17 protein-coding genes are annotated in these 18967 nt (G+C 36.0%); 5 read left to right on the top strand and 12 right to left on the bottom strand.

What is annotated here, in order from left to right; all coding sequences use genetic code 11:
• Positions 1-23 precede the first annotated feature (23 nt).
• Positions 24-1472 (bottom strand): hypothetical protein, encoded by a 1449-nt coding sequence (locus IPI65_22835; protein ID MBK7444269.1) that lies wholly within the window; start codon positions 1470-1472, stop codon positions 24-26.
• A gap of 107 nt (positions 1473-1579) precedes the next feature.
• On the opposite strand from IPI65_22835, the gene IPI65_22830 reads away from it, so the two are divergent.
• The 3 genes from IPI65_22830 to IPI65_22820 all read left to right on the top strand — a co-directional run bounded on the left by IPI65_22830 (position 1580) and on the right by IPI65_22820 (position 7004).
• Positions 1580-4249 carry a tail fiber domain-containing protein gene (locus IPI65_22830; protein ID MBK7444268.1) on the top strand — a complete coding sequence of 890 codons (2670 nt, stop codon included), beginning with the start codon at positions 1580-1582 and terminating at the stop codon, positions 4247-4249.
• Positions 4250-4370: 121 nt separating this feature from the next.
• Entirely contained in the window at positions 4371-5096 is a 726-nt protein-coding gene (locus IPI65_22825; protein MBK7444267.1) for an oxidoreductase, read from the top strand.
• A 3-nt stretch (positions 5097-5099) separates the two neighbouring features.
• Complete coding sequence (locus IPI65_22820) at positions 5100-7004, top strand: DUF2142 domain-containing protein (protein ID MBK7444266.1); 1905 nt, start codon at positions 5100-5102, stop codon at positions 7002-7004.
• On the opposite strand, the gene recO is transcribed toward IPI65_22820, so the two are convergent.
• The 11 genes from recO to IPI65_22765 all read right to left on the bottom strand — a co-directional run bounded on the left by recO (position 6990) and on the right by IPI65_22765 (position 14429).
• Entirely contained in the window at positions 6990-7709 is a 720-nt protein-coding gene (recO, locus tag IPI65_22815; protein ID MBK7444265.1) for a DNA repair protein RecO, read from the bottom strand. The genes IPI65_22820 and recO overlap by 15 nt on opposite strands.
• A 67-nt stretch (positions 7710-7776) precedes the next feature.
• On the bottom strand, positions 7777-8391 hold the full coding sequence (locus IPI65_22810) for a hypothetical protein (protein MBK7444264.1): 615 nt from the start codon (positions 8389-8391) through the stop codon (positions 7777-7779).
• A 38-nt stretch (positions 8392-8429) separates the two neighbouring features.
• Positions 8430-8882 (bottom strand): D-tyrosyl-tRNA(Tyr) deacylase, encoded by a 453-nt coding sequence (locus IPI65_22805; protein MBK7444263.1) that lies wholly within the window; start codon positions 8880-8882, stop codon positions 8430-8432.
• A gap of 1 nt (position 8883) precedes the next feature.
• Positions 8884-9822, bottom strand: a complete 939-nt coding sequence (gene rsgA, locus IPI65_22800; protein MBK7444262.1) for a ribosome small subunit-dependent GTPase A — start codon at positions 9820-9822, stop codon at positions 8884-8886.
• 35 nt (positions 9823-9857) lie between these two features.
• Complete coding sequence (locus IPI65_22795; GenBank protein ID MBK7444261.1) at positions 9858-10607, bottom strand: geranylgeranylglyceryl/heptaprenylglyceryl phosphate synthase; 750 nt, start codon at positions 10605-10607, stop codon at positions 9858-9860.
• A gap of 930 nt (positions 10608-11537) precedes the next feature.
• Positions 11538-12089 carry a polyisoprenoid-binding protein gene (locus tag IPI65_22790; GenBank protein MBK7444260.1) on the bottom strand — a complete coding sequence of 184 codons (552 nt, stop codon included), beginning with the start codon at positions 12087-12089 and terminating at the stop codon, positions 11538-11540.
• A 13-nt stretch (positions 12090-12102) separates the two neighbouring features.
• Entirely contained in the window at positions 12103-12825 is a 723-nt protein-coding gene (locus tag IPI65_22785; GenBank protein ID MBK7444259.1) for a pirin family protein, read from the bottom strand.
• Between the two features lie 220 nt (positions 12826-13045).
• The gene (locus IPI65_22780) at positions 13046-13261 is read right to left on the bottom strand and encodes a hypothetical protein (GenBank protein MBK7444258.1); all 216 of its coding nucleotides are present in this window, start codon (positions 13259-13261) and stop codon (positions 13046-13048) included.
• On the bottom strand, positions 13248-13460 hold the full coding sequence (locus tag IPI65_22775) for a hypothetical protein (protein MBK7444257.1): 213 nt from the start codon (positions 13458-13460) through the stop codon (positions 13248-13250). The genes IPI65_22780 and IPI65_22775 overlap by 14 nt, the downstream gene beginning before the upstream one ends.
• 298 nt (positions 13461-13758) lie before the next feature.
• Positions 13759-14181, bottom strand: coding sequence for a PIN domain-containing protein (locus IPI65_22770; protein MBK7444256.1), 423 nt, complete (start codon positions 14179-14181; stop codon positions 13759-13761).
• Positions 14178-14429 carry a hypothetical protein gene (locus IPI65_22765; GenBank protein ID MBK7444255.1) on the bottom strand — a complete coding sequence of 84 codons (252 nt, stop codon included), beginning with the start codon at positions 14427-14429 and terminating at the stop codon, positions 14178-14180. Before IPI65_22765 ends, IPI65_22770 begins: the two co-directional genes overlap by 4 nt.
• Before the next feature lie 347 nt (positions 14430-14776).
• Between IPI65_22765 and IPI65_22760 the strand changes: the two genes are divergently transcribed.
• Both IPI65_22760 and IPI65_22755 read left to right on the top strand, forming a co-directional pair.
• Complete coding sequence (locus IPI65_22760; GenBank protein MBK7444254.1) at positions 14777-18064, top strand: vitamin B12-dependent ribonucleotide reductase; 3288 nt, start codon at positions 14777-14779, stop codon at positions 18062-18064.
• Between the two features lie 431 nt (positions 18065-18495).
• Positions 18496-18966 carry a hypothetical protein gene (locus tag IPI65_22755; GenBank protein ID MBK7444253.1) on the top strand — a complete coding sequence of 157 codons (471 nt, stop codon included), beginning with the start codon at positions 18496-18498 and terminating at the stop codon, positions 18964-18966.
• Position 18967 lies beyond the last annotated feature (1 nt).

Raw genomic sequence — 18967 nt, 5'->3', positions numbered from 1 at the left:
GGTACAATTTTGAATACAAAACCTTATCTATTCCATAAAATCAACAACATATTTAAAAATTCCGGGAATTCCTGAGGTGCCTGAATGTTTCTTTGGTGTATTTCCTTAGTAAACGCTAAACCTAATTCACGTTTATGTTTTGCAGTTGGGTTTTTAAGCAGCTGCTTGTAAAACTGGTGAACAATTTCCATAAGCGGAAATTGCTTAGTGCTCCGTTTTATACTACGCAATATGTTTGCAACGATATCATATTGATTTTCTTCAGCTTGTAGAATCAATTGCATAATTTTTATATGTTCAAGAATGTCTTCTCTGATTCCGGACTTAGGTATTGCCAGAAGAATATTGACGGCTTTTGCAGCTTCTTTATATTTTTTACCCGTAATTAGTACGATTGCAATCATGGTATATTGAACAATAATGCTGTCCTTTTTCAATTTATTAACATTGTTAATTCTGTCAAATTCCTTTAATGCTTCTGAAATGGCTTTTTCCATTTCATTATTGCTAATATACCACCACATTTTATGGTGCGAGAGGTAAATATTTTTACCATCAGCTTCCCTTTCATTTCTTGGCACAACACTTTCAAGAATCTTTAAATAAGGTGCAGCTTTTAAAACATTTCCTTTTGATCGATAAGCTTCCAGAACATTATTTAATACTGTCATATAACTGAGCGGACGCGTTGATGCAAATTGAATGTTTTCTTCAAAAAGTTTTAAATGTAATAAGCTGTTTTGTAAATCTTTTTCCGGTTCAGCTTCAAATACATGTTTAAAATGTAAGGCACTCCAATACCAATGTTTAGCGCGTAGTGATGTTGCTGTATCTGGAGATTGCAACATTGTATGTTTGAAAATATTGTCAAATTCTTTTAATAACTTTTTGTCGCCATTTGTTTTACGCGTAGAAGTAATAATTAATTTTGCCTTGCAATATAAATGGTAAATGGTATTTACATGTTCTATTTTTTGAAGAACTATAAATTCTTCCTTTACGATGCTATCCAGTGTAATATTTTCTTTAGCCTCAAATTTAAATTCAGTTAGAAGATGCCGTTGCATGGAGAAGATATTTAGTAATACTAAAAAATTTTCCTGCTCTTCTGCGATTTTTTTTGCACGTTTTAAAACCTTTTTTAATTGTTGTAAACATTTTTTACTTAACAAAAACCGTATGTCGAGCATCATAAGTTGCAAACTTATCTCATCTGATTCTTTTTCAGCAGATATCCGGAATGTTCGAAGTATTACTTCATTTAAATAATTTTTAGCAACTGATAACTGTTTAACAAATGCTTCATTTTTAAAATAAATTTTTGCAGCCTCATCTGTGTAAGTTTTCTGTTGGTCAATATAATTAAATAATTTAAAATAATTAGCATTTTCATTTTGTAGCGCTGCATACTGCCTGAAATATTTTTTATCTGCTTCAGATAAGGAACTTATTAAAATCTTAAGATCGTCCATATACTTATTTGAATAATTTGCCTGGGAATACAAACATAACAAATCTAAGTTTGAAAAAAATTTGGTTGTTTATCCTTACTTATAAATGGGAGTTTTGTAAAAAAAACATGCGCAAATACCATTTATTCATTATAACCATTTTACTACTCAGTAGTTTTGTGGTTTCAGCTCAAACCAATACTTTCCCAAATACCGGTTCAGCCGGTATAGGCACAACTGATCCAGCCCCTTCTGCGCTGTTGGATTTGGTTAGTACCAGTAAGGGTATTTTAGTTCCCCGCATGACAAAAGTTCAACGGGATGCCATTATTTCTCCAACAACGGGATTGTTAATTTTTCAAACCAATTTGACACCTGGATTTTATTATTTTGATGGAACATCCTGGGTTGCTGTTAGTTCAAAGGATGCTGCCCGAACGTTAAATAATCTTACTACTACAGCAGTTAATGCCACATTACAACCCGGAACAGATAATACAATTGATTTAGGTGCTACTGCTTTATCTTGGAAAAATCTTTATGTTGATGGAGTAGGTTATTTGGGATCTATAAAAATTGGCAACTATGCAGGAACCCCATCGGCAGGATTTATTCGTTGGACCGGAACTGATTTTGAAGGATATAACGGTTCGGCTTGGGTTTCGTTAACTGCAACCGGACCCGGTGTTGGTGGTGCCGCAGAAACTGACCTGTCAAATTTGTCGGCTACCAGCATAAATACCGATTTAAACCCAGATGAGGATAAAACTCGAAGTTTGGGAACTAGCGTTAATAATTGGAATAATTTTTATATGAAAGGGTCTATCTATACAGGTAATTTTCATGCCTTTACTGCAAATTTAAATGGCACTTTGTTTTTAGGAAATAATAGCCGGCTGGAAAAAAGTACTTTATCATATGGAAATATATTAGTAGGATCAAATGTTGCGGAAATCATAGATAATACATCGGTTGGAAATATAGGTATTGGTGACGGTGTAATGAATAACTCAACTGCAGCGGTTTTTCACAATGTTGCAATAGGTTTTGATGCCGCTCAAAATATTACCGGAAGTGATAATGTGTTTATTGGATATCTGTCAGGAGCATTTGCTACTACAGGTGATGGGAATGTGGCTATTGGCCCCAATTCAGGAAAAACAAATTCCGGTATAGGTAATGATATGATCGGAAATGCAGCCGGATCTAATAATACAGGTAATTATAATATATTTTTTGGTGATGGTTCAGGCGGATTTAACTCAGGTTCAAATAATATTTTTTTAGGAAGTTACGCAGGAGCAGATAATCAGGCAAATAGTAATATTTTTCTGGGCAATTATTCAGGCGCTGAAAATACTTCAGGTTACGATAATATATTTTTAGGAAATTACTCAGGATTTAATAATACAACAGGAAATTTCAATTGTTACATTGGAACAAATGAAGCAACAGCACCCGGAATGGGTGATTACAATACAGCAATGGGATATAACGTTGCTTCACCAATGGGCAGTGGAAATACCGTTTATGGAGCATTAGCAGGTAATACAATAACCGGCACTAATAATACCATTTCCGGTTATTATGCTGCAGATGCTTTAGCGGCTGGATCTTATAATGTGGTAATGGGAGCTAATGCCGCTCATAATTTATTTAGCGGAAATACAAATGTTGCTATTGGGAATAATGCAGGTTACGCCTTATTTAGCGGCAGTCAAAACGTTTATATTGGTGGCGATGCCGGTAGAAACACACAACTTGGAAATTATAATGTGGCAATTGGAAATTATGCCGGAAATGATATCGTAAATACATCAAATAATACATTTGTGGGAAACAGCGCTGGCTACAATGTGGATGCCAATTATAATACTGCCGTTGGTGCCGGCGCTGCAAGTGCATTTTCAATGACCGATGGTACTTTTTTAGGTTATAATGCCGATGTATCTACATCCGGTTTAATGAATATTATTGCTATTGGAAAAGATGCAACGGTGTCGTCATCTAATACAATTCGTATAGGAAATACATCCGTAAATAAAATAGGAATTGGTAAAGCACCGGGGGCATCAAGTATTTTAGATTTTCAGGTTACCACAGCGCGATTATCTACAGGCGGCACTTGGGTAAATGCATCTGATGAACGTATTAAAGATCAAAAACAACAACTGGATGAACAGGAAATGTTGAATAAAATTCTTTTACTAAATATTGAGCGCTGGCATTATATTGCAGATGAAGATGATGTGTTTCATATAGGACCCTACGCCCAACAATTTAATGCATTATTTAATGTAGGCGATGATACAACAATATCTACAATAGACCCTGCAGGGGTTGCCCTTATTGGAATACAGGGACTAAATACCAAAATCGATTCGTCTTATTATTTAATAAATGAATTGACAAAACAAAATGAATTGCTGAATAATAAAATAAATGAATTGGCATTACTGGTAAATCAAATGCAAAGCAATTTGATGAATTGTTGTAATCCCGTTACTCAAAATCAAATAATTACAATTTCAAATGAATTACCATCTTTAGGACAAAATATTCCAAATCCACTAGATAATAATACGGTAATTCCATATCGAATTCCAATGAATTGCAGTGATGCCTATATTTTAATAAGTGAAATTTCTACAGGTAGAATAATTATTGAAGAAGAAATTGATTGTTACCAAAACCAGCTTATATTAAACACGGCAAATCTTTCAGCAGGAACATATGGTTATACACTTAAAGTGAATGGTTCAATCATCGATACCAAAATAATGATTGTTCAGCGATAAAACTCCGAAAAAAGAAAATGAGCAATTTGTCAGCTCATTTTCTTTTTATCATACATATTAATTTTGAAACATAAGTTTTAAACTTTTTACTGCACCTTTGTGTTGCATTCAAAAAGATAATATGTTAGTCTGGCAAAACGGCATCGTAAAAGAAGTAATCATCCAAACCCATAATACCCGTAGTTTTATTATTGAAGCAGCAGAAAACCCGGTTTTCGACTTTATTCCCGGTCAATTTGTTACCCTCGACCTTCCTATCAGCGAACGACCGAGCCAACGCATGCGCAGTTATTCAATTGCTTCAGCACCATTTGGCAACAACCTTTTCGAATTATTAATCAGTCACAAAGAAGGCGGACTCGGTTCAACGTATTTGTTTGAACAGGCTGTTCCCGGAGCGAGTTTAAAATTTCGCGGACCCGCAGGAAAATTTGTATTGCCTGATACACTGGAACGCCCGCTGGTGATGATTAGCACCGGTACAGGTATTGCACCTTTTCGTTCTCAAATTTTACATCTGCTCCACCATAATATTGCCACTCCTGAAATACATCTGGTTTTCGGAACACGAAAAGAATCGGATATTTTATATCATAAAGAATTTCTTGAACTCGCATTAAAATACCCGCACTTTAAATATCATGTGGCACTAAGCCGACACGAATCGCATGAATGGGCTGGTGCAAAAGGATATGTTCATGATGTTTATGATGCTATTTGTGAACACGGAAAACGCGACATGGACTTTTACCTCTGTGGCTGGCGAAACATGGTTAATGATGCCAAATTGCGTATTGCCGATTTAGGGTATGAAAAAGAAAGAGTACATTTGGAAGTCTACGACTAAACCATGGCCATCATACTACTCATAACCGGAATTATTGTTTTTTTAGTGATGGCCGGTTATGTGAAAAATTATAATGCCGGGTTCATTTTACCATTTGTATTAACCTTAATCGGTTTAAGTGGATTTATCTACCTTTCAACAGAGATTTTAAACATTTTTAATGCGTTAACTACATTTCCGGTTTTAATTGCCTGGATGTTATTTGCAGGCACCGGATTTATAATCTGGTGGCGAAACGGAAAATACATTCCAAAATACAATCTCCAATTTTTAACCTGCCGATATCAAAAAGGATTATTTTATGCTATCCTCTTTATTTTAGGCGTAACTTTAATTACTGCATTATTTGCGTATCCAAATAATTGGGATAGTATGACCTACCACCTCGGCCGTGTTATGCAATGGAAACAACATCATAATGTTGCGCAATATCCAACGCAAATCGACAGACAAATAACACAACCACCACTTGCTGAATATGGTATTTTGCATCTGCTATTACTCAGTAATAACGACCGGCTTGCAAATTTAATACAATGGTTGTTTTTTGCCGGAAACATAGGTGCAGCAGCACTTTTGGCCGCAGCAGCAGGCGCAAATACAAGAACACAATTGCTCGCTGCTTTTTTTGTTGCAACAATACCAATGGCAATTTTGCAAAGCAGCAGCACACAAAACGATTTAGCGGTTGCATTTTTTGTAATGATGGCAATTTTATTTGCGCTTTTATCAGTCAAAAATCAATTCTCATTTTATACAACAGGTGCGTTTTATTTAGTTTGTGCGCTCGCACTTTTAAGTAAAGGCACGGCATTTATTTATTTATTACCGGTTGTTATATTTTTTGGAATAACTTATTTAATAAAGAAAAAATTAGCTGCAATGCCATCCTTAATTTTTGGATTAATGCTGGTAGCAACTTTGTATTTTCCTTTTGCCTATCGCAATTATGAAATATATAAAAGCCCGCTGGGCAAATCTTACGAACTCAATAACGATGTTTATACCATCGGCGGATTTATTTCTAATGTGAGCAAAAATGCAACAATGCATTTACGTACACCTGTACCCGCAATTAATCATGCACTAACAAACGGTGTTACCCGGTTTAATAAATTAATTGGGGTAGATGTTAATGCGCCAAAATACAACTGGGCACCTAGTCCCGATTTTGAAGTTGGCTATTTTTCCTCGCATGAAGATGCCGCGGGAAATTTTCTGCAAATATTTTTATTCGCGTTTGCTCTAGTTTGGATGCTGGTGAAAAGGAAACACTTTTCCGGCACACAAAAATTGCTCGCAGGCCTTATTTTAATCATGTTTTTACTCTTTTGTTTTGTATTAAAATGGCAAATCTGGCACGTAAGGTTGCACTTGTTGTTGTTTATTGCCGGGGCTGTGTTATTTGCAATTGTAATTGAACAAACACCACGCTTATTGAGTCGTGGTATTGCGCTCATTACATTTTTATTTTCACTGATATTTCTGTTTTATAATCAGAGCAGACCGCTCATTGGAGCTAATAATATTTTTACAACTCCTGCTGCTACGCAATATTTTGCTTCCAATAAATTATTGCAACACGATTTTATGGAGGTAAATACTGTTTTACAAAGTAATAATTGTAATGCGGTAGCATTTATTTCGGGTGGCGACAGCTGGGAATATCCATTTTGGCGATTTAATAATCAAAATGAAGATTTTTCTATTTATCAAATTCGCATCAAAAATGAAACAAGTGTGTTGGAAGCAGTCTATTATGCAGACAAACCCATGCCCGATGCAATTATTAATGTGCGCGGCGATGAACCATTAGGAGAACAATTTGACTATAAAAAACAAACGTATAGTCTTGTGAGGCAGCAGGGAATCTACGCCGTTTATTTAAAAACCTTACTGCTTAAATAAGCTTTCTAAAATTTCATAGGAACGTAATTCGCCAAAATCCTGAATGTGCAGGCGGAAATAAATTAATAATTGTTGCAATATTATTTTTCTATCTGCAGCCTTTAATGTTATCTGGTCATAATTTTTTAACTCAGGTTCTATAATTGCCCTAAATGCGTTGGACAAATGTTCATTCAAAAATTGCTGATGCGCCGGAAAATGTTCAACAAACATACCTTCTTTTAAATCAAAATAGGTTTCAGGCGATGAGGTTGGGTAGCAGCCTAAATATTTTGTAAGCGCCAGCAAAAACCATATATGGTGATTGGCTAATGGTTTGGAAGTTTGATCTAACTCGATAAATATTTCAAATAAAAAATCAAATAATGCTTCGTTTGTTTCATGTTCGCCAACTATTTTATTTAAAATCTCCAAATAAAATATCAGCAACGAACTTTTTACAATATTAAAAGGCAAATCTTCATAAATATGTGCAAACCCACATTCACTAATGCGCAACAAATTTGCCTGCTCCTTGTGATACACCACCATATCGAGCAAATTGCCATGCTGATACAAAGCAGATTTAGACTTCCCTTTTGCCGACCGAACGCCGTTTATAATATACGATTGTACACCAAACATGTCGGTATACGCTTTTATGATTACACTCGACTCTGAGTATTTTGTAACCTTAAAAACAATAGCCCGGGTTTTGTGTAACATCTCCTAAAATTAATCAATAAAATATTCGGCTATCGATTTTATATGCAGAAAAACAAGGAATAAAATATTATTTGTCGTCGGATGGAGCATCCTTTTTATCCATCAATTTATCGTAACGATCAAGGTCGTTTACCACCGCTGTATCATCCGGATTTTCATATGCTTTTACCACTTTTTCAGTATAAACAGCATCATTTTTATGCGTTCCGAATAAACTATAAATGCCATAATTACTGCTGATTAAAAATGCTATGGCAACACAAAGTGCTAATATGGAACGTAAAACCAGCGGTTTAATCCAAAGTAATAATGTAGCCTTATCATCCCCCTCAAGTTTGCGGTAATATAACAGCAAATAAGCCATTAAACCCATGCCTGATGAAACAGAAATAATGAGCAACTGCTTATCCATTTGCAACAGCAATGTTCTCGCCATCACCGCCATCACTGTAATCGATACTGACCACAAGCCAAATAAATAGATTAACCGCATTATTCGGCCAATACGTTGTTTATCCAAAAAAACCAGAATACCCGATGCCAGATAATAAAACGATAATGTGCCAAAAAGTATCATACTCATTCGCTCACCATAGGTTGGCAGCATGGGTTTAAGCAAAACCATCAGAATGGTATTTCCAATTAATAAATATTCAATGTATTTGGAAAAAAATTGTTTCAAGGCAGTAATTGAAGTGTAAAATTAGAAAATAACCGGCACTATTCTTTTGCTTTGCTGTCAATTATTATCGTAACCGGACCATCGTTGATTAATTGCACCTGCATATCTGCACCAAAAACACCGGTAGACACTTTTTTATTTGTGCATGATGATAGTTCAGTAACAAAACGTTCATACAACGGAATCGCAATATCCGGTTTTGCACTGCGAATAAATGAAGGGCGATTACCTTTTTTTGTTGAAGCAAATAACGTGAACTGACTCACCACCAAAATTTCGCCATCAATATCCTGCACACTAATATTCATTAATCCGTCCGCATCCTCAAAAATGCGCAACTGGGCAATTTTTTGTGTCAGCCACAAAATGTCCTCATTGCTATCATTTTCTTCTACCCCCAATAAAATAAGTAAACCTTTACCAATGGCAGCATGTGTTTGTTGTTCAATAACAACACTTGCGTTTAAAACCCGTTGAATTACTACCCGCATATTACCACTTTTTTGCTCCTTTTATTTCTTCATAAAACGTAATATAGCTGGTGTATCGCGAAGGCGAAAATTTTCCTTCCTCCAGCAATTGTTTAACAGCACAGCCGGTTTCATTTATGTGCAGACAATTATTGAATTTACAATTTTGCATTTCTTTTCTTATTTCCGGAAAATAATGTCCCACTTCATATTCATCAATATCAACCAGTCCGAATTCTTTTATACCAGGTGTATCAATAATAAATGAATGTTCATTTATGCGATACATATGTGCAAACGTTGTGGTATGTAAACCCTTTTCCGTATACGCCGAAATAGCACCCGTTTTTAAATTTAAATGCGGAAATATACTATTCACTAACGATGATTTTCCAACGCCCGACATACCAATTACCAGCGTAGTTTTATTTTCGAACAGCTCGTGCAATTGCTCAAGATTTTCTTTATTTAATACCGATGTAGAAAAACTTTCATAACCCGCTTCATTATAACTATACATTAATTCCTGAAGCAACTCATCATCTTTTTCCTGATATAAATCATGTTTATTAAAAATTACTTTTGCAGGAATACCATACACTTCGCTGTTTAATAAAATGCGGTCAATAAAACCAAAAGCAGTTCTCGGTTCACGCAACGATGCAATTACAACTGTTTGATCAATATTCGATGCAATTACATGTTTGTATGCTGCTTTATGAATATCAGAACGAACAATATAATTATTGCGCGGCAAAATTTCATTAATAATATAATTCGGTTCATCACTGCTTTCGGTCGGACCTTTTTCCACCATTACAAAATCACCAACTGCAATCGGATTCGTTTGTTTTTTATTATCGAGGCGAAATTTTCCTTTCAAACGGCAAATAATTATACTGCCATCAGCCAATAACACATCATAAAAATTTCCGGTACTTTGAACTACGGTTCCGCGCATGGTGTAAAGTTAAAATTCAGGAAGTAAATACGCGATTAAACAGTAACAGAATGTACTGCAAACGAAATTTCCTTAATCAGTGAAGTATCTTTTTCAATGGCATTGCCCACCACAACAATATCGGCGCCAGCGTTGCAGGTTTCGTATGCTTTTTCGGGGGTTCTAATGCCACCACCAACTATTATAGGTAAATCGCAATGTTTGTGCACAGCCGCAATTACCTCAGCAGGAATAGCCCTTTTGGCACCGCTGCCAGCGTCCATATAAATCAGTTTCATGCCCAATAATTCGCCGGCCATAGCAGTGCAGGCCGCAATTTCGGGCTTATCGGAAGGAATTGGATTCGTATTCGAAATATAACTCACCGTTGTCGGCGCGCCACCGTCAATCAGGATATAACCCGTTGAAATAGCCTCAATACCCGATTTTTTCACGTAAGGAGCCGCCAACACCTGGTTGCCAATGAGCAATTCGGGGTTGCGTCCACTTATAAGCGATAAAAACAGGAGTGCATCGGCATTTGGGTTCACCTGCTGAATGCTGCCCGGAAAAATCACCACCGGAATATTCGTTTGCTGCTTCAGGGTTTTGATGGTTGTGTCCAGGTAATCGCCAATAACCAGGCTACCACCCACAAAAAAGTAGTCGACATGGTTCTCATTTCCCAGTGTTACCAATTGGTTCAACGCCTTTGCATCCACCTCATCGGGGTCGATTAAAACGGCAAACTTTTTCAGTCCCTTACTGTGATCGGCTGCTATATTTTGATATACCTGATTGCGCATTGTTTCGGATAAAGGCAAAAATAGGGTTTTTTGCTGACAGGAAAGCAGGTGCCCGCCCAATAAACCGTTTCTTTTTTGGAGCAGCAACTTTTTTCCACGCCAGCAAATTCCCAACCTGCTTTTCGCTCCAACCCCTTTTCCGAGGCGGACAAAGGGGGTTTCCGCTGCAATCAGGGCTAGGAGGGGCGGAGTCGAAGCTAAAAGGATTTGAAAAAAATTGAAACAGCCGGTGAGAAAGATTGAAACAGCCATTGAACAAGATTGAAACAGAATTGAACAAGATTGAAGCAAAATTGGGGTTTGGTTGTTGGATTAAAACTATAATGCAAATAATAAATTGAAACAGCTGGTGAAAAATTGAAACAGCCATTAAACAAAATTGATCAAAATTGAAACAAGATTGAACAAGATTGAGCAAAATTGGGGTTTGGTAGCGGCATTAAAATTTTGATACTAATAATAAATTAAAACAGCCGGTGAAAAATTGAAACAGCCATTGAACAAGATTGAATCAAGATTGGGTTCGGTAGTTGCATTAAAATTTTGATTCTTCCCATAGATATCGTGATTGTTTCAATTTTGATCAATCAAAAAATCCCCTCCCCAATTGGAAACCAAAATGTTATTTCTAGTATGAATCAAAATTTTGTTCAATCTTGTTTCAATTCTGCACAATCAAAAAATAAAAACCTGAATAGGAAATCAAAATGTTATTTCTATCATGAATCAAAATTTTGTTCAATCTTGTTTCAATTCTGCTCAATCAAAAAATATAAAACCCTCAATATGAAATCAAAATGTCATTTTGTGCAAGCCCTAAAATTTTGCCTCAATTTTGCTCAATTCTGTTCAATCCCCAAATAAAAAACCCCTTGGTTTCCCAAGAGGTCTCAAACAATATCAATTTTTTAATAAGTGCTAAAGCTCACATCACTTCACCTCAATCAACTGTATCTCACAATTAATTCTAACATCTTCACTTACCAATACACCACCTGTTTCCAAAGCAGCATTCCAGTTTAATTTAAAATCGGTACGGTTAATTTTTCCGTTGATGGTAAATCCGGCTTTGGCATTTCCCCAAGGGTCTTTCATTACACCACCAAATTCAACATCCAGTTTAATATTTTTTGTGATGTCACGAATGGTCAAATCGCCGTATAATTCATAGCTGCCATCTTTGTCTACATTTTCAAATTTTGTTGGTTTGAAAGTAATTGCAGGATATGCTTCAGCATTAAAAAAATCATCGCTGCGTAAATGGGTGTCGCGACCTTCGTTGCGGGTGTTTACGCTTGCAGTTTCTGCTGCAAATGCAATTACTGCAGTCATAAAATCTTCACCTGTTGTAGTTACATCGATCGTGTATTTATCAAATTCGCCACGAACGGTTGTCATCATTAAGTGTTTTACACTAAATCCGATAGTTGAATGGGTTGGATCCACCACCCAGTTTCTTGTTGTTGTAGTTGCTGTACTCATTTTATTTATTTGTTTAATTTAATTTCATTGGAACTTCCATAACCAATATCTCAGTATTTGGTTCATTTGAAGTTATTTTTAAAGATGTAATATCCCATACACCATATCCGTCGCGTTTGTTTAATAATTGCTCATCAATTTTTACAGAGCCGTTTAACACAAAAAAATAAACGCCGTTTGTTTTATCATTTAATGTGTATTCTGTAACAACACCATTGTCAAACTTGCCTAAATGAAACCACGCATTTTGATGTATCCACACACCTGCATCATCCGGATTAGGAGATAATATTTGTTGTAGTTTATTTTTACTGTCAGCCTCGTTTAATGTAATCTGATCATAACGAGGCGCCACATTTTTTTTGTTCGGGAACACCCATATCTGTAAAAACTTTACCGGTTTATCGCTGTTTTTATTGTATTCACTATGGGTAACCCCGGTCCCGGCACTCATCACCTGAATATCACCGGAACGGATTACCGTTTTATTACCCATACTATCCTGATGTTCCAAATCGCCTTCCAGCGGAATAGAAATAATTTCCATATTGTCGTGCGGATGTTTGCCAAAACCCATTCCTGCCGCAACAGTATCGTCGTTAAGCACCCTTAACACACCAAAGTTCACCCGTTCAGGATTATAATATTGAGCAAAACTGAACGTATGGTAAGAGTCCAGCCAACCATGTTTAGCGTGTCCTCTTGTGTTTGCCGTATGTAATACAACATTTTTCATAACGTTTCCTTTTTTGATTACGCTGTGCGAATATCGCAAATTTCAGCAATTTGTATGTATATACATATAAATTACCCCGAAAGTTCGAATAAACAGAAAAAATGTTCATTATGGAGGAGTTGTTTATTAACTATTTGTAATAATCAATGCACACCCGAAATATGTATAAAGTAATCAAGTAGACTAACTACAAAGCCACAAAAAGGAGAATTTAAAATGCTTAAATATCTAATACCTTTCTTATAGCTTCTTTAATTTCATTAAAAGTTGCCTCATCAACATCACCAAGTTTTTTAAGCCTTCCTAGAGAGCGAGCGAGGAGCCGCCGGTTTTGAAAGATTTTTTGCCCAACCTTTCTAACACACAGGTCTTTTTTCTGAATTTCAGCACCTTTTGTAGGGTCAAGGTCAATCAACCAAATTTCACTTTGTTTCATAGAAGTTTTCCAAATCAAGTGAAGTAAATGCAGTTAAATCTTTGTCGTTTACATAATCATTGTAAAGTTCATTGGCAGCAAATTCCATTTGATTTCCCATTTCTTCCTTTTTAATGGATTTAATCGTTTCCTCTACCACATAAAACCTTTGGGTAAGTGGTAATCGTAAGATTTCCTGTATTAAATCAATAGTTTGCATATTCATAATATTTTAAAAAGTAATATTGCTATCTACCAACAATAGCCATTGCCATTTTTCTTTATTAAACGTATTTATTGGGACTACAGTGTCCATTTTTTTTGATAAAGATTGGATACAAAATTAACTTAAATATTCAAAAAGGTATTCATTGAGCCTATAATTCAGGTAGCACTTGGATTGCATCAGTGCTGAATTTATGCCTGTCACCAAAGATACCTGCTACCAAATAGTCCTAAACGTTTTCAACTAGTAGGTTAACATTTTAAATAGTACATTTAATTATTTCATCCCAAAATTAAACTAAAGTATACCTTTTCATAAACTCCCCGGCACTCATCACCGGCACCACCGCATTTTTAAAATCCTTAGCATTGCGAGTAATAATGGCATCGGTGAATTCGGTTTTTGTTGCAGCGTTATGTAATAGTGCTTCTTCAAATTCAGTGAAGTTTGAATTAAATGCCATTAAGATATCCTGTTTATTTATTTCAATAATTTCAACAATATTTAATAACTGTTGTAAATGTTCAACAGCTTTTACTTTTCCTATTTCTCTACGCAAAAAATAATAACAGTTAATAATACTTTGTAAGCTGATAAATGCTTCCAGTTTTTTATTTTCACATAATACCAATACCTGTTCAGCATAATCGCCAAAAGGTTTTCTCCCGAAATAAAAATCGAGCAAAATATCAGTATCAATAAAAACAGTTTTCAACGAGCGGGTTTATCTTCTTTATTTTTAATTAATTCTTTGTAAGTAATTTGTTCCGGGTATTTCCATTTAATTATGCCCTTCGATAATAAAATTGTTGCCGGTTTTTTTTCCGATGTATCATTTATTTCATATAAGCGTTCAATGTATTCTTCAAACAAAGCTGATACCGAACGTTTTTGATTACGACTAATGGAACGCGCTTTTTTAATCACGTTTTTATCGATGCTTAAGGTGAGTTTTGTTTTCATTATACGTATGAATTATAAAGATACGTATTGTTTTATTCATTTTATACCTATTAAACACCTCTTTTTTCCGCATCCAAATTTTTTTATGAAATGTTTTCCCCATTTTATATGTTTATTTCAACATAACAACACAGTACGATTCATCAATCATATTATATAAAAATATATGTGTACAAACCCGATGCACTGTAAATCATACAAAAGGTCGTTTATGAACATGCGAGTGGAAAAGTGTGACTTGTTTGTAAACACTTTTAATTCCTACTTTCGTAAAACCTCTCGCCGAAAAGTGGGAGGTTTTTCTGTCAATAACCAATTACGAACCGAAACGAATCTTATCACAATTTATGGCCAGCGTTAAAAAACAAAAAGCAGGGTTAAAGTTTGACCGCTACTTTACAAAAGAAGGTGTGAGCCCCTTCGACCAGTATGAATACGAGCTCCGTTCATCAGTTATCCGGAATACAACCGGCGATGCAGTGTTTGAAATGTATAATGTAGAAGTACCAAAAGAATGGAGCCAGGTGGCGACCGACATTCTTGCGCAAAAATATTTCCGCAAGGCTGGCGTTCCTCAGGCCGACGGCTCTTTAGGCAGTGAAACTTCTATTAAGCAGGTTGCACATCGTATGGCTGACTGCTGGAAACAGTGGGGTGAACAGTATGGTTATTTTGCAAGTGCAAAAGATGCCGCTATTTTTTACGAAGAATTAGTGTTTATGCTAGTTGGTCAGTTAGCGGCACCAAACTCTCCGCAATGGTTTAATACCGGTTTGTATTCTGCTTATGGCATTAAAGGTAAACCACAAGGTCACTATTATATTGACCCGGTTACCGAAGAATTAAAAAAATCTACTTCCGCTTACGAGCGCCCTCAGCCGCACGCATGTTTTATTTTGAGTGTGGATGATGACCTGGTTAACGCAGGTGGTATCATGGACCTCTGGACACGTGAAGCACGTATTTTTAAATATGGCTCAGGTGTTGGAACAAACTATTCGAAAATTCGTGGTGAAGGTGAAAAATTATCAGGTGGCGGAACATCAAGTGGCTTAATGAGCTTCTTAAAAATTGGTGACGCTGCTGCAGGTGCAATTAAATCGGGTGGAACAACACGTCGTGCGGCCAAAATGGTGTGTTTAGATCTTGATCACCCTGAAATTGAAACATTTATTGACTGGAAAGTAAGAGAAGAAGATAAAGTTGCTGCATTAATTGCTGCAGGTTATGCATCTGATTATGAAGGTGAAGCATATCGCACCGTATCAGGACAAAATTCAAATAACTCGGTTCGTATATCTAACAAATTTTTTAAAGCATTAGAAGAAGGCACCGACTGGGAATTAATAGGTCGCTCTAACGGTAAAGTGATGAAAACCGTTGATGCGAAAAAATTATGGGAAAAAATTGCCTACGCTGCTTGGCGTTGTGCTGACCCTGGTATTCAGTATGATACCACCATCAACGAATGGCATACCTGCCCTAAATCCGGACGTATCAATGCATCTAACCCATGCAGCGAATATATGTTCCTCGATAACACAGCATGTAATCTTGCCTCCATTAACCTGCGTAAATTCTACGACGATGAAAAACTCGTATTTAATGTAGAAGCATTTGAAAATGCATGTCGCATCTGGACCGTTGTTTTGGAAATTTCAGTATTGATGGCGCAATTCCCTTCAAAAGAAGTTGCTGAATTATCTTATGAATTCCGCACTTTGGGATTAGGATTTGCCAACCTCGGTTCTGTTTTAATGGTATCAGGTATTCCTTATGATAGTGATAAAGCTCGCGCAATTGCAGGTTCTATTTCTGCTATCATGACCGGTATTTCTTATAAAACATCTGCTGAAATGGCAGGCGTTTTAGGAACATTTAAAGGTTACGATTTAAATAAAGAAGATATGATGCGTGTTATGCGTAACCACCGTTATGCAGCATACAACGCTTCAGAAAATTACGAAAACCTCGAAATTAAACCAATGGGTATCGATCAGGCTTTATGTCCTGAATACTTACTCAAAGCTGCCTGCAACGCATGGGATGGTGCATTACAATTAGGTGAACAATTTGGTTACCGCAATGCACAATCTACCGTAATTGCTCCAACAGGAACTATTGGTTTATTAATGGATTGCGACACAACAGGTGTTGAACCGGATTTCGCATTAGTGAAATTCAAAAAATTATCAGGTGGTGGTTACTTCAAAATTATTAACCAGTCTATTCCGCTTGCATTAAAAAATCTTGGATATAAAGATGACAGCATTCAGGATATTGTAAATTATGCTAAAGGAACAGGCACATTAAAAAATGCACCTGCAATTAATTTTGAGTCATTAAAATTAAAAGGATTTACACAAGCTGAAGTTGAACACGTTGATTCAATTATGGCTGCTGCATTTGATATCAGTTTCGCATTTAATGTTTTCACTTTAGGTGAAGCAACTATGGAACGTTTAGGATACAGCACAGCACATTATACCGAACCCGGATTTAATTTATTACGCGCTTTAGGATTTTCTAAAGAAGAAATTGAAGCTGCTAATAATCATATATGTGGAACAATGACCATTGAAGGTGCTCCACACTTACAGGAAAAACATTACTCTGTATTTGATTGCGCAAATAAATGCGGAAAAATAGGTGAACGTTATATCCACCAATATGGCCACGTGCGCATGATGGGTGCTGTTCAACCGTTTATTTCAGGTGCAATTTCAAAAACAATTAACCTGCCTAATGAAGCAACCGTTGAAGATATTGAAGGTTGTTATATGTTAAGCTGGCAATTAGGTTTGAAAGCAAATGCATTGTATCGCGATGGTTCTAAATTATCACAACCATTATCAACAAAAAGCGATTCAAAAGAAACTACGGAAGCACCTAAACATGAATGGACTTCAGAAGAAGTACTTGAGGCAGCACGCAGTATCATCATGCAATCAACCGACACCATTTTTAAACGTCAGTTGTCACGCGTAGTTGAACGCAAAAAATTACCTGCTAAACGCGACGGGTTTACACAAAAATCGAAAATAGGCGGACAAACAATATTTGTACGCACAGGTGAATATGAAGATGGCACGTTAGGTGAAATCTTTATCGATATGCACAAAGAAGGTGCTTCTTATCGTTCATTGTTAAATTGTTTTGCAATTGCAGTATCTATCGGATTACAATATGGTGTGCCACTGGAAGAATTTGCGGATAAATTTACCTTTACCCGTTTCGAACCAAGCGGACCTGTTGACCATGCGAATATTAAATTCAGTACATCAATCGTAGATTATGTATTCCGTTTATTAGGATTTGAATATTTAAATCGCACCGATTTAGTACACGTTGCACCTGAAGATTTAAGTACATTAGAAAAATCAACTCAGGATATATCGACAGAAGCCACGGGAAACTATCCCGTAACTGAACCGATTGCAGAATCAAAAGAGAAAAAAGCTCAAGCAACCAGAAAAGCTACAGCAGAAAAATATGAAATTGTTAATGCAACAGATGCAGCAAACAAATCATTAATGGGAGATGCTCCTCCCTGCCCAAAATGCGGTCACACAACCATCCGCAACGGCACATGCTATAAATGCTTAAACTGCGGTGAAAGCTTAGGATGCAGTTGATCTTAAACCATTGATACTAAAAAACCCGGCCAACGCCGGGTTTTTTTTATGAGTAATGAGTTGTTCGCGGAGCTCACATGAGTAATGAGCGGTGAGTCGAAGCCTGAAAAATTTGATTATTACTTGTAATTCAACCTAAAATTGAGCTGTCAAATATTAAATGTCAAGCACACTCAAAACCACTCATTATTCATTACTCATCGCTCATAAAATGAGTTGTTCGCCTCGGCGGACAAAAATTTGATTATTGCTTGTAATTCAACCCCAAATTGAGCTTTTAAATATTAAATGTCATGTTCATACACCACTTGAACTCCCAACCACCAAACCCCATCAGCTAATTTGCTAATTAGCTAATTGAAATGTTAAAGTGATTCCCCAAAAATCATAATCTGCCAATCATTACGTTAATTTGTTCTGAAATCAACCACATGTTTTCGAAAATTTACCCAATCTGCTTTGTTTTAGGTATTGTATTATGTTCTTGCTCAGGTAAAAAAGCTACACCTGAACATGTTGCATTAGACTTTTATGACCTGCTGTTTAACGAACACAATCTGGAAAAAGCGGCAGACCTGGTTACAGTTGAGAGTCGTGAAAAATTAAAAAATGATTTTAAATTTATTGAAGGTGCTTTACAAATTGTACAGGAAGCAGAACCTGTTAAATATATTTATAAAGTAGATGAAAGTAAAACGGTAATAAAAAATGATTCTGCTTTTATTCAGGTTTGGACATCATTGGATAGCACAACAATGGAAACATTATTAATTAAATCAAATGAAAACTGGCTTGTTGATTTTAATTACACACCTCCGGTAGATGCATTTAATAAAGAGTTAATTAATGATGTATTGACCGAGATGAGTAAATATGTAGATACTGTTACTGTATCAAAATAAA

The sequence above is a fragment of the Bacteroidota bacterium genome, assembly GCA_016706255.1.
GTDB lineage: Bacteria > Bacteroidota > Bacteroidia > Chitinophagales > BACL12 > UBA7236.
The sequence above is the reverse complement of the archived record's forward strand: the minus strand, read 5'-3'. Positions and strand labels throughout refer to the sequence as shown.

Coding starts and splice junctions, on each gene's coding strand:
- IPI65_22755 (MBK7444253.1), top strand. CDS start 18,496: ATGTTTTCGAAAATTTACCCAATCTGCTTTGTTTTAGGTATTGTATTA.
- IPI65_22835 (MBK7444269.1), bottom strand. CDS start 1,472: ATGGACGATCTTAAGATTTTAATAAGTTCCTTATCTGAAGCAGATAAA.
- IPI65_22795 (MBK7444261.1), bottom strand. CDS start 10,607: ATGCGCAATCAGGTATATCAAAATATAGCAGCCGATCACAGTAAGGGA.
- recO (MBK7444265.1), bottom strand. CDS start 7,709: ATGTTACACAAAACCCGGGCTATTGTTTTTAAGGTTACAAAATACTCA.
- IPI65_22785 (MBK7444259.1), bottom strand. CDS start 12,825: ATGAAAAATGTTGTATTACATACGGCAAACACAAGAGGACACGCTAAA.
- IPI65_22760 (MBK7444254.1), top strand. CDS start 14,777: ATGGCCAGCGTTAAAAAACAAAAAGCAGGGTTAAAGTTTGACCGCTAC.
- IPI65_22825 (MBK7444267.1), top strand. CDS start 4,371: ATGTTAGTCTGGCAAAACGGCATCGTAAAAGAAGTAATCATCCAAACC.
- IPI65_22820 (MBK7444266.1), top strand. CDS start 5,100: ATGGCCATCATACTACTCATAACCGGAATTATTGTTTTTTTAGTGATG.
- IPI65_22780 (MBK7444258.1), bottom strand. CDS start 13,261: ATGAAACAAAGTGAAATTTGGTTGATTGACCTTGACCCTACAAAAGGT.
- IPI65_22805 (MBK7444263.1), bottom strand. CDS start 8,882: ATGCGGGTAGTAATTCAACGGGTTTTAAACGCAAGTGTTGTTATTGAA.
- IPI65_22765 (MBK7444255.1), bottom strand. CDS start 14,429: ATGAAAACAAAACTCACCTTAAGCATCGATAAAAACGTGATTAAAAAA.
- IPI65_22790 (MBK7444260.1), bottom strand. CDS start 12,089: ATGAGTACAGCAACTACAACAACAAGAAACTGGGTGGTGGATCCAACC.
- IPI65_22830 (MBK7444268.1), top strand. CDS start 1,580: ATGCGCAAATACCATTTATTCATTATAACCATTTTACTACTCAGTAGT.
- IPI65_22775 (MBK7444257.1), bottom strand. CDS start 13,460: ATGCAAACTATTGATTTAATACAGGAAATCTTACGATTACCACTTACC.
- rsgA (MBK7444262.1), bottom strand. CDS start 9,822: ATGCGCGGAACCGTAGTTCAAAGTACCGGAAATTTTTATGATGTGTTA.